At 62.9% G+C, this 9,742-nt stretch carries 15 protein-coding genes; 11 read left to right on the top strand and 4 right to left on the bottom strand.

Annotated elements, in window-relative coordinates:
- From rpsE to rplQ, 11 genes are all read left to right on the top strand, one after another.
- Positions 1-525 carry a 30S ribosomal protein S5 gene (rpsE, locus tag ACQ66H_RS03635; protein ID WP_430432841.1) on the top strand — a complete coding sequence of 175 codons (525 nt, stop codon included), beginning with the start codon at positions 1-3 and terminating at the stop codon, positions 523-525.
- A gap of 8 nt (positions 526-533) precedes the next feature.
- Complete coding sequence (gene rpmD, locus ACQ66H_RS03640) at positions 534-716, top strand: 50S ribosomal protein L30 (protein ID WP_008061740.1); 183 nt, start codon at positions 534-536, stop codon at positions 714-716.
- A complete protein-coding gene (gene rplO / locus ACQ66H_RS03645; RefSeq protein WP_019919616.1) occupies positions 717-1,151 on the top strand; it encodes a 50S ribosomal protein L15 in 435 nt (144 codons plus the stop codon).
- A 3-nt stretch (positions 1,152-1,154) separates the two neighbouring features.
- Complete coding sequence (gene secY / locus ACQ66H_RS03650; RefSeq protein ID WP_019919615.1) at positions 1,155-2,480, top strand: preprotein translocase subunit SecY; 1,326 nt, start codon at positions 1,155-1,157, stop codon at positions 2,478-2,480.
- A gap of 6 nt (positions 2,481-2,486) precedes the next feature.
- The gene (infA, locus tag ACQ66H_RS03655) at positions 2,487-2,705 is read left to right on the top strand and encodes a translation initiation factor IF-1 (protein ID WP_008061745.1); all 219 of its coding nucleotides are present in this window, start codon (positions 2,487-2,489) and stop codon (positions 2,703-2,705) included.
- A gap of 32 nt (positions 2,706-2,737) precedes the next feature.
- Complete coding sequence (rpmJ, locus tag ACQ66H_RS03660; protein ID WP_081627205.1) at positions 2,738-2,851, top strand: 50S ribosomal protein L36; 114 nt, start codon at positions 2,738-2,740, stop codon at positions 2,849-2,851.
- A gap of 54 nt (positions 2,852-2,905) precedes the next feature.
- Positions 2,906-3,271 (top strand): 30S ribosomal protein S13, encoded by a 366-nt coding sequence (gene rpsM / locus ACQ66H_RS03665; protein WP_019919614.1) that lies wholly within the window; start codon positions 2,906-2,908, stop codon positions 3,269-3,271.
- A 16-nt stretch (positions 3,272-3,287) separates the two neighbouring features.
- A complete protein-coding gene (rpsK, locus tag ACQ66H_RS03670; RefSeq protein WP_008061749.1) occupies positions 3,288-3,677 on the top strand; it encodes a 30S ribosomal protein S11 in 390 nt (129 codons plus the stop codon).
- A gap of 13 nt (positions 3,678-3,690) precedes the next feature.
- Complete coding sequence (gene rpsD, locus ACQ66H_RS03675; protein WP_019919613.1) at positions 3,691-4,320, top strand: 30S ribosomal protein S4; 630 nt, start codon at positions 3,691-3,693, stop codon at positions 4,318-4,320.
- 42 nt (positions 4,321-4,362) lie between these two features.
- Positions 4,363-5,340: a DNA-directed RNA polymerase subunit alpha gene (locus tag ACQ66H_RS03680; protein ID WP_024300631.1), complete on the top strand. Its 978-nt coding sequence runs from the start codon at positions 4,363-4,365 to the stop codon at positions 5,338-5,340.
- A gap of 86 nt (positions 5,341-5,426) precedes the next feature.
- The gene (rplQ, locus tag ACQ66H_RS03685; RefSeq protein ID WP_020647632.1) at positions 5,427-5,819 is read left to right on the top strand and encodes a 50S ribosomal protein L17; all 393 of its coding nucleotides are present in this window, start codon (positions 5,427-5,429) and stop codon (positions 5,817-5,819) included.
- A 107-nt stretch (positions 5,820-5,926) separates the two neighbouring features.
- Here the strand turns inward: rplQ and cobA are convergent, their stop codons facing one another.
- The 4 genes from cobA to ACQ66H_RS03705 are packed head-to-tail and all read right to left on the bottom strand — an operon-like array spanning position 5,927 to position 9,728.
- Entirely contained in the window at positions 5,927-6,730 is an 804-nt protein-coding gene (gene cobA / locus ACQ66H_RS03690) for a uroporphyrinogen-III C-methyltransferase (protein ID WP_430432842.1), read from the bottom strand.
- On the bottom strand, positions 6,714-7,442 hold the full coding sequence (locus ACQ66H_RS03695) for a phosphoadenylyl-sulfate reductase (RefSeq protein ID WP_430432843.1): 729 nt from the start codon (positions 7,440-7,442) through the stop codon (positions 6,714-6,716). Before ACQ66H_RS03695 ends, cobA begins: the two co-directional genes overlap by 17 nt.
- On the bottom strand, positions 7,439-8,053 hold the full coding sequence (locus ACQ66H_RS03700; RefSeq protein WP_430432844.1) for a DUF934 domain-containing protein: 615 nt from the start codon (positions 8,051-8,053) through the stop codon (positions 7,439-7,441). Before ACQ66H_RS03700 ends, ACQ66H_RS03695 begins: the two co-directional genes overlap by 4 nt.
- Entirely contained in the window at positions 8,046-9,728 is a 1,683-nt protein-coding gene (locus tag ACQ66H_RS03705) for a nitrite/sulfite reductase (protein WP_430432845.1), read from the bottom strand. The genes ACQ66H_RS03700 and ACQ66H_RS03705 overlap by 8 nt, the downstream gene beginning before the upstream one ends.
- Positions 9,729-9,742 lie beyond the last annotated feature (14 nt).

Raw genomic sequence — 9,742 nt, forward strand, 5'->3', positions numbered from 1 at the left:
ATGGCTAAACCGCAACGCAAGCAAAACCAGGCCCAGGAAGAACGCGACGACGGCCTGCGTGAAAAAATGGTGTCGATCAACCGTGTCACCAAGGTGGTGAAGGGTGGTCGTATTCTCGGTTTCGCGGCTCTGACCGTGGTCGGTGACGGCGACGGCGGAATCGGCATGGGCAAGGGCAAGGCGCGTGAAGTGCCGGTGGCCGTGCAGAAGGCGATGGAAGAGGCGCGTCGCAAGATGGTTCGTGTGAGCCTCCGCGATGGCAGCTTCCATCACCCGATCGTCGGCCACCATGGCGCGTTGACCGTGCTGATCCAGCCGGCCGCAGCCGGTACCGGCATCATCGCCGGCGGTCCGATGCGCGCCGTGTTCGAAGTGATGGGCGTGACGGACGTCGTCGCCAAGTCGCTCGGCTCGTCGAATCCTTACAACCTCGTGCGCGCCACGCTTAACGGCCTGCTGCGCATGAGCACGCCGTCGGAGATTGCCGCCAAGCGCGGCAAGACCGTGGCGGACATTCTCGGCTGAGGTCTGTGATGGCTGAAAAAACTCTGAAGGTCACTCTGGTGAAGAGCCTGATCGGTCGCAAGCAGGATCACCGCGCCACGGTGCGCGGCCTGGGTCTGCGCCGTCTGCATCACACCGTCGTCCTTGAGGACACGCCGGCGGTCCGCGGCATGGTCACCAAGGTGTCTTACCTGCTGAAGGTCGAGGCTTAAATGGAACTGAATGACATCAAGCCCGGCGAGGGCTCGAAGCACGCGCGCCGTCGCGTCGGTCGCGGCATGGGCAGTGGCCTGGGCAAGACCTGCGGCCGCGGCCACAAGGGTCAGAAGTCGCGTTCGGGCGGCTGGAAGAGCGTAGGTTTCGAAGGCGGCCAGATGCCGCTGCAGCGCCGTCTGCCGAAGCGTGGCTTCACGTCACTGACCCGCGCGCGCAACGAGGAAGTCAATCTTTCGTCGCTGTCGCGTCTGCCGGTCGAGGACGTTGATCTGCTCGTGCTCAAGCAGTTTGGCCTCGTGTCTCGTGACGCGCTGTCTGCCAAGGTGGTTCTGTCAGGCGAGATCACCCGCCGCGTCGTGCTCAAGGGCATCGGCGCGACCAAGGGTGCGCGCGCCGCGATCGAAGCCGCTGGCGGCCAGGTCGGAGAGTAAGCGTTGGTTACTGCCGCCCAGCAGCCCGGCCGTAGCGCCAAGTTCGGTGATCTGTGGCGTCGCCTGTGGTTCCTCGCAGGCGCGCTGCTGGTCTATCGCCTCGGTGCGCATATTCCGGTCCCGGGTATCGATCCTGCTCGTCTCGCGGAACTGTTCCAGGGGCAGCAGGGCGGCATCCTCGGCGTGTTCAACCTCTTCTCCGGCGGTGCGTTGTCGCGTTTTACGATTTTCGCGCTGGGGATCATGCCGTACATCTCGGCGTCGATCATCATGCAGCTGCTCACCGTCGCAGTGCCGTCTCTTGAGGCGCTGAAGAAGGAAGGTGAGGCGGGCCGTCGCAAGATCACGCAGTACACGCGTTACGGAACGCTGGCGCTCGCGCTGTTCCAGGCGTTCGGTATTTCCGTTGCGCTCGAGTCGCAGCAGGGACTGGTGCTCGATCCGGGGATGATGTTCCGCTTCGTGACGATCTCGACTCTGATCACCGGGACTATGTTCCTCATGTGGTTGGGCGAGCAGATCACCGAACGCGGCATTGGCAACGGTATCTCGATCATCATCTTCGCCGGTATCGCTGCGGGGCTTCCGGGTTCCATCGGTGGGCTTCTCGAGCTGGTAAATACCGGCGCGATGCACGAACTCACGGCGCTGTTCATCGTTGCCCTGGTGTTCGCTGTGACGGCCGTGGTGGTTTTCGTCGAACGTGGTCAGCGCAAGATCCTGGTCAACTACGCGAAGCGTCAGGTCGGCAACAAGGTGTACGGTGGACAGAGTTCTCACCTGCCGTTGAAGCTGAACATGGCCGGTGTCATTCCGCCGATTTTCGCGTCGTCGATCATCCTCTTCCCGGCGACGCTGGCGGGTTGGTTCGCAACGACGGACAGCACGCGCTGGCTGAAGGATCTGGCTGCCACGTTGTCGCCTGGACAGCCGATCTACGTGTTGCTGTACGCGACGGCAATCGTTTTCTTCTGCTTCTTCTATACGGCGCTGGTTTTCAACGCCAAGGAGACGGCGGACAACCTGAAGAAGAGCGGTGCCTTCGTTCCGGGCATTCGTCCGGGCGAACAGACGGCGCGCTATATCGACAAGATCCTGACGCGTCTCACCCTGGTCGGTGCGGTGTACATCACGCTGGTCTGCCTGCTGCCTGAGTTCCTGATCCTGAAGTGGAATGTTCCGTTCTACTTCGGCGGCACATCGCTGCTGATCATCGTTGTAGTGACGATGGATTTCATGGCCCAGGTGCAGGCGTACGTGATGTCTCATCAGTACGAGAGCCTTCTGAAGAAGGCGAATTTCCGCGGGGCTGGGTTCCCGACGCGTTAGGTAGCTATGTCCAAGGAAGATGTCATTGAAATGCAGGGTGAAGTTGTTGAAACCCTGCCGAATGCGACGTTTCGCGTGAAGCTCGAAAACGGACACGTGGTTCTCGGGCACATATCCGGAAAGATGCGGATGCACTACATCCGCATTCTTCCCGGTGACAAGGTAACGGTGCAGCTCACGCCTTATGACCTGAGCAAAGGTCGCATCGTGTTTCGCGCCAAGTAGGTCCGGCGTTTGGTTCCAGTTGGAGAAATGGGATGAAAGTCCAAGCATCTGTAAAGCGCGTCTGCCGCAAGTGCAAGGTGATCCGTCGCCACGGTGTCGTCCGCATCATTTGTGCTGATCCGCGTCACAAGCAGCGTCAAGGTTGACGTTGGCTAGTGGTCTTTGATAACATTTAAGGTTTCGCTTTTCGGGGTGACTGCATGGCCCGTATCGCCGGCGTTAACATTCCTAACCACCAGCACACCGAGATCGCTCTGACGGCGATTTTCGGGGTTGGTCGTTCCCGCTCACAAAAGATTTGCGACGCTGCCGGCATTGCCCGCACGACGAAGATCAAGGACCTCTCGGAGGCCGAAATGGATCGGCTGCGGGAAGAGGTCGGCAAGTTCACCATCGAGGGTGACCTGCGCCGTGAAGTGACGATGAACATCAAGCGCCTGATGGATCTGGGCTGCTATCGCGGTGTTCGTCATCGTCGTGGCCTGCCGCTGCGTGGTCAGCGCACCCGCACGAATGCCCGCACCCGCAAGGGTCCGCGCAAGTCGATCGCTGGCGCCAAGAAATAAGCAATAGGACACGATCATGGTCAAGAGTGCTGCAAAAGTCCGGAAGAAGGTCAAGAAGAACGTCGCGGAAGGCATCGCGCACATTCACGCTTCCTTCAACAACACCATCATCACGATCACCGACCGTCAGGGCAACGCCCTGTCGTGGGCAACGTCGGGCGGCGCCGGCTTCAAGGGTTCGCGCAAGAGCACGCCGTTTGCAGCACAGGTGGCCGCAGAGGCCGCTGGCAAGGTCGCTGTCGAATGCGGTGTGAAAAACCTGGAAGTCCGCATCAAGGGTCCCGGCCCGGGTCGCGAGTCGGCCGTTCGTGCGCTGAATGCGCTCGGCATCAAGATTTCGTCGATCACCGACATCACGCCGATCCCGCACAACGGTTGCCGTCCGCCCAAGCGTCGGCGCATCTAAGAGGAATTAGAGAATGGCTCGTAATCTCGACGCGAAGTGCCGTCAATGCCGTCGTGAAGGCGAAAAGCTCTTCCTGAAGGGCGAAAAGTGCTTCACCGACAAGTGCGCCATCGAGCGCCGTTCGTATGCCCCGGGTCAGCACGGACAAAAGTCCGGCCAGCGCCTGTCCGGTTTCGGTCAGCAACTGCGTGAAAAGCAGAAGATCCGTCGCATCTATGGCGTGCTCGAGCGTCAGTTCCGCCGCGTGTATGCCGAGGCCGAGCGCCGCAAGGGTCAGACCGGCGAGAACATGCTGCAACTGCTGGAAAGCCGCCTGGATACCGTTGCTTACCGCATGGGTTTTGGCGCTTCGCGTGCCGAGTCTCGTCAGGTCGTGCGTCACAACGGCGTGCTGGTCAATGGCAAGCGCGTCAACATCCCGTCGTACGAAGTGCGTCCGGGTGATGTGGTCGAGCTGACCGAACGTGCCAAGGGCCATCTGCGCTCGAAGGGCGCGCTCGAAGCCCAGGCTTCGCGCGGTTTCCCCGAGTGGCTGGACGTCGATTCCAAGGCTGCACGCGGTGTGTTCAAGTCGCTGCCGGCCCGTACCGACCTGCCCTCGACGATCAACGAAAGTCTGGTCGTCGAACTGTACTCCCGCTGATCGCTGGTGCGATCAGCCTGCTGACGTCACTGAGGACTGCAGATGCAAAGCAATGCTCTCTTGAAACCGCGAATCATTGACGTACAAAATCTTTCCCCGGCTCACGCACGCGTTGTGATGGAGCCGTTCGAACGCGGGTTCGGGCACACGCTGGGCAACGCGCTCCGTCGCATTCTCCTGTCGTCGATGCCCGGCTACGCGCCGACCGAAGTGCAGATCGAAGGCGTTCTGCACGAGTACTCGACGCTGGACGGCGTGCGTGAAGACGTGGTCGATATCCTGCTGAATCTGAAGGGTGTCGTGCTGAAGCTGCACAACCGCTCCGAGGCCTATCTGCGCCTGTCGCGCAATGGCGAAGGCGTCGTGACGGCTGGCGATATCGAGGTCACGCACGATGTCGAGATCGTCAATCCGGAGCACGTGATCGCTCACGTTGCGCCGGGCGGCAAGCTGGATCTTCAGTTCAAGATCGAACAGGGCCGTGGTTACGTGCCGGGTACCGTTCGTCAGAGCTCTTCGGAGAATAAAGCGATCGGTCACATCGTTCTCGATGCGAGCTTCAGCCCGGTTCGCCGCGTGAGCTATTCGGTTGAGTCGGCGCGCGTTGAACAGCGTACCGACCTCGATCGTCTGGTGATGGATGTCGAAACCAACGGTGCTGTCGAACCGGAAGAGGCAGTGCGCTACGCTGCCCGCGTCCTGGTTGATCAACTGTCGGTGTTCGCTGAGCTGGAAGGCACTGCGCCGGCCGTCGAGCAGCGCAAGCCGGCGGTGATCGATCCGATCCTGCTGCGCCCGGTCGATGACCTGGAGCTGACGGTGCGTTCGGCCAACTGTCTCAAGGCCGAGAACATCTATTACATCGGCGATCTGATCCAGCGTACCGAGAACGAACTGCTGAAGACCCCGAACCTGGGTCGCAAGTCGCTGAACGAAATCAAGGAAGTGCTTGCCTCGCGTGGTCTCACGCTGGGCATGAAGCTCGAGAACTGGCCGCCCGCCGGCCTCGATCGGGCATAACACCGTACCGGCGCACCGCGCCGGATACAAGATGAACCGGCCACCTGCCTGACCCGCGGTGGCCGCATAATTTATACGGAGTCATCATGCGTCATCGTAACGGTCTCAGAAAGCTTAACCGCACCAGCTCGCATCGCGAAGCGATGTTCCGCAATATGGCCGTGTCGCTGCTGCGCCACGAAGCCATTAAGACCACGGTTCCGAAGGCCAAGGAACTGCGCCGCGTCGTCGAGCCGCTGATCAACCTTGGCAAGACGCCGAACCTGTCGAACCGCCGCCTCGCCTTCTCGCGTCTGCGTGACCGCGAAGTCGTGTGCAAGATTTTCGACGTGCTCGGCCCCCGCTACGCTAACCGCAATGGCGGTTACCTGAGCATCCTTAAAATGGGCTTCCGCGTCGGCGACAATGCGCCGATGGCATTCGTCCAGCTGATGGATCGCCCGGATGAGAGTGCGGAGCCGGTTGAAGTCGCCGAGTAAGCGAATTCCATGGGTACCAAACAAAAAGCCCCGCGATGCGGGGCTTTTTGTTTGGGCGTCGTTCGCACACTGTCGCGTAGCGGAGTGTGCGTGATGGAGTCGCGGCGTCAGGCCGCGCTGGCGCTGTCGTCCTGCCAGATCGGCGTGTGCTGCTGCAGGACTTCACGGAATACGTCGCCGAGCATCACGAGCACCGGCCCCTCGGGTATTCCCGCGGTGCCCAGCAAGGCGCCGATCGGTTGTTCCGAGAGCCCCTGAAGCGTCGTGAAGCCCTCTCGCGAGGACGGGTGACTCGCGTTCTCGACCAGTGCTACCGGAGTGCCCGGGTCGCGGCCGTAGCTCATCAGCTCGCGTGCAATCGCCATCGATTCGTGCGAGGCCATGTAGAGCGCCAGCGTTGGTGTGTCGGCATTGGCGCGCAACGCCTGCGAGGGATTTTCGCCCTCGCCGGCGCGCGGCGTCAGCAGCGCAACGCTGCGCGCGATGCCGCGACGCGTCAGCGATACGCGGAGCTGCGCGCTGGCGGCGCTGGCCGCGGTGATGCCCGGCACCACTTCGTAATCGATACCTGCGGCGGCCAGCGCATCCATCTCTTCCTGCGCGCGACCGAACAGCATCGGATCACCGCCCTTGAGACGAACGACGCGGGCATGCGTACGTGCCGCGTGGATCAGCTTCTGGTTGATGAAGCGCTGCGCGGTGGACTGCTTGCCACAGCGCTTGCCAACCGCGATGTGCTTTGCTTGAGGTGCGAGCGACAGCACGTCGTCGCCGATCAGCGCGTCGTGCAGCACGACCTCGGCTTCGGCGAGCAGCCGGACCGCGCGCACAGTCAGCAGGTCTACGGCGCCCGGACCGGCGCCGACCAGCCAGACCTTGCCGGGGGAGCGGTGTTCAGCCGGCCTTGACATGGAGACCGCACTCCTTGCTTTCCGGGTTCTCCCACCACCAGCGTCCGGCGCGGATGTCCTCGCCCGGCGAGATTGCGCGGGTACAGGGCTGGCAGCCGATGCTCGGGAAGAAGCGCTCGTGCAGTTCGTTGTACGGGACTTCGTGGGTATGGATGTAGACCCACACCTCGCGCTCGGTCCAGTCGGACAGCGGATTGAACTTCTCGATACCGTGACCTTCATCGAATTCGCGCGTCGGCAGTGCGTTCCGCGTCGCCGACTGCTGGGCCCGCATGCCGGTGATCCAGGCTTTCTTGCCGGCCAGCGCGCGCTTCAGCGGCTCGACCTTGCGCATCGCACAGCAGGCTTTGCGCAGGTCCACCGAGTCGTAGAAGGCGTTGATGCCGTGCTTGCGCACGTACTCTTCAACCGCCTCGTGACGCGGAAAGAAGGTGACCGGGCGCGCACCGTAGTGCTGTTCCGCCTTCGCCATCAGGTCGTAGGTTTCCGCGGGCAGACGGCCGGTATCCAGCGTGAAGATCTCGATGTCGAGCGCGTTGCGCTGGATCAGGTCGGTCAGCACCATGTCTTCCGCGCCCATGCTGCTGGCGAAGCCGATGGGCTGGAACTCGGCAGCGGCCTGTTTCAGCAGTTCGGTCGCCGCCGCGGTCTTCTGCGCCACCGTCGCGCGCATCGCGTCGGTGATGTTCGGATGGATCAGCGGGTTCTTCATGCGATCGCCTTCTGCCCGATGCGCCGACGGAACACTGGCGTGATGCCGTCGGTGGAGGTCTGGTAGGGCGTGGTGAAGTCGTTCAGCGCAGCGATGCAGCGCTCCGGCTTCTGGTCGGCGCGCAGCAGATAGGCGTCGAAGCCGGTGCGGCGGAAGAAGAACATCTGGTCGCGCAGCACGTCGCCCAGCGCGCGCAATTCGTTGCGGTAGCCGTAACGGGTGCGCAGGATGAAGGCGATCGAGAAGCCACGACCGTCTATGAACTTGGGGAAGTTCACGCCGATCAACGGCAGCCGGTTCAGATCACCGCCGAGGCTTTCCGCCAGTTCGGCCGGTTCCTCGTGGCTGTCCAGCCACACTGCGATCTCGCCGGCGGCAACGCGTGCCGCAAGCTCTTCACGACGACGCAGCCACACGGTCAACGGAATCATCACCTTGCCGGCCGGCACTTCACAGGCGGCAACGACGTCTTCGGGGGCGGCCGGTTCACCGGTCAGCTTGAACATGACCACCTTGCCGGCGGCCTTGCGCACCGGTTCGGTCGATTCGGGCAGCTTCACCCAGGTCCATTCGTTGTGTGCGAGCGTGTTGCCGCGGATCAGGTCAGCCATGGGCCACCTCGGCTTTCTTTGCGGTTTCGCCGTACACGCGGGCCTTGAACGGCGCGACGCCGAGCCGGCGTACGGTGTCGAGGAAGCGCTCTTCCGGCGTGCGCGCCTCGACATAGGTTTCGATGAGCTTCTTGATCACACCCGGCACTTCGTCCGCGGCGAACGACGGGCCGATCACGTCGCCGAGCGACGTGGTGTTGCCCTGGGCGCCGCCGATCGACACCTGGTACCACTCGGAACCGGCCTTATCGACGCCGAGAATGCCGATATGGCCGACGTGATGGTGACCACAGGAATTCATGCAGCCGGATATGTTCAGCTCTAGGTCGCCGATGTCGTACAGGTAGTCCAGATCGTCGAACTCGGCCTGGATGGCCTGCGCGATCGGGATGGACTTGGCATTCGCCAGCGAGCAGAAGTCGCCGCCCGGGCAGCAGATCATGTCGGTCAGCAGCCCGATGTTGGGCGTCGCCAGTCCGTGCGCGCGCGCGCCCTGCCACAGGTCGTACAGGTCGGCCAGCGCGACGTCGGCGAGCACCAGGTTCTGTTCGTGCGTCACGCGCAGTTCGCCGAAGCTGTAGCTGTCGGCCAGATCGGCGACGGCTTCCATCTGTTCCGACGTGATGTCGCCCGGTGCGACGCCGTGCGGCTTCAGCGACAGCGTGACCGAGCGGTAGCCCGGACGCTTGTGCGCACGCACGCAGCGCGACACCCAGCGGGCGAAGGCGCGGTCTTCGGCGAGGTGCGCATCGAAGGACGCATCGCGCGCGGGACGGGCGGGGGCGTCGGGATCCGAGAAGGCGGCGCGGGCCAGATCGAGTTCGGCTTCGGTGACGGTCGCGATGCCGTCGCGCTCGAGCTGCCATTCCTCATTGACCTGACGCGCGAACTCTTCGGCGCCGATCGCCTTGACCAGGATCTTGATGCGCGCCTTGTAGGCGTTGTCGCGGCGGCCGTAGCGGTTGTAGACGCGCAGCACGGCGTCGAGATAGGTCGGCAGGTGCGGCCAGGGCAGGGCGTCGTGAATGACGCTGCCGAGGATCGGCGTGCGACCCATGCCGCCGCCGACGATGACGCGTACCAGCACTTCGCCCTTGTCGTCGCGGTACAGCTGCAGGCCGACGTCGTGCGCGTAGGTCACCGCACGGTCTTCAAGCGTCCCGCTGACGGCGATCTTGAACTTGCGCGGCAGGAAGGCGAACTCCGGATGGAAGGTCAACCACTGGCGCAGCACTTCGCAGTACGGACGCGGATCGACGATCTCGTCCGGCGCCACGCCGGCGAAGGGATCGGTCGTGATGTTGCGGATGCAATTGCCCGAGGTCTGGATGGCGTGCATTTCCACCGTCGCCAGTTCGGCCAGGATATCGGCGGTGTCCTCCAGCTTCGGCCAGTTCAGCTGCATGTTCTGGCGCGTCGTGAAGTGACCGTAGCCGCGGTCGTAGCGGCGGGCGATGTCGGCCAGCTTGCGTAACTGCACGCTGGACAGCATGCCGTAGGGCACGGCGATGCGCAGCATCGGCGCATGGCGCTGGATGTAGAGGCCGTTCTGCAGACGCAGCGGGCGGAACTCGTCTTCCGACAGTTCGCCGGCCAGATTGCGCTGCAACTGGTCGCGATACTGGGCGACGCGCTCGATCACCAGCGCGCGGTCGTAATCGTCGTAGCGATACATAAGGGTGGTCCAGT

The sequence above is a fragment of the Methyloversatilis sp. genome, assembly GCF_965284615.1.
Taxonomy (GTDB): domain Bacteria; phylum Pseudomonadota; class Gammaproteobacteria; order Burkholderiales; family Rhodocyclaceae; genus Methyloversatilis.

Coding starts and splice junctions, on each gene's coding strand:
- rpmJ (WP_081627205.1), top strand. CDS start 2,738: ATGAAAGTCCAAGCATCTGTAAAGCGCGTCTGCCGCAAGTGCAAGGTG.
- rpsE (WP_430432841.1), top strand. CDS start 1: ATGGCTAAACCGCAACGCAAGCAAAACCAGGCCCAGGAAGAACGCGAC.
- rpmD (WP_008061740.1), top strand. CDS start 534: ATGGCTGAAAAAACTCTGAAGGTCACTCTGGTGAAGAGCCTGATCGGT.
- ACQ66H_RS03705 (WP_430432845.1), bottom strand. CDS start 9,728: ATGTATCGCTACGACGATTACGACCGCGCGCTGGTGATCGAGCGCGTC.
- rplO (WP_019919616.1), top strand. CDS start 717: ATGGAACTGAATGACATCAAGCCCGGCGAGGGCTCGAAGCACGCGCGC.
- rpsD (WP_019919613.1), top strand. CDS start 3,691: ATGGCTCGTAATCTCGACGCGAAGTGCCGTCAATGCCGTCGTGAAGGC.
- ACQ66H_RS03695 (WP_430432843.1), bottom strand. CDS start 7,442: ATGAAGAACCCGCTGATCCATCCGAACATCACCGACGCGATGCGCGCG.
- infA (WP_008061745.1), top strand. CDS start 2,487: ATGTCCAAGGAAGATGTCATTGAAATGCAGGGTGAAGTTGTTGAAACC.
- ACQ66H_RS03680 (WP_024300631.1), top strand. CDS start 4,363: ATGCAAAGCAATGCTCTCTTGAAACCGCGAATCATTGACGTACAAAAT.
- rpsM (WP_019919614.1), top strand. CDS start 2,906: ATGGCCCGTATCGCCGGCGTTAACATTCCTAACCACCAGCACACCGAG.
- rplQ (WP_020647632.1), top strand. CDS start 5,427: ATGCGTCATCGTAACGGTCTCAGAAAGCTTAACCGCACCAGCTCGCAT.
- cobA (WP_430432842.1), bottom strand. CDS start 6,730: ATGTCAAGGCCGGCTGAACACCGCTCCCCCGGCAAGGTCTGGCTGGTC.
- rpsK (WP_008061749.1), top strand. CDS start 3,288: ATGGTCAAGAGTGCTGCAAAAGTCCGGAAGAAGGTCAAGAAGAACGTC.
- ACQ66H_RS03700 (WP_430432844.1), bottom strand. CDS start 8,053: ATGGCTGACCTGATCCGCGGCAACACGCTCGCACACAACGAATGGACC.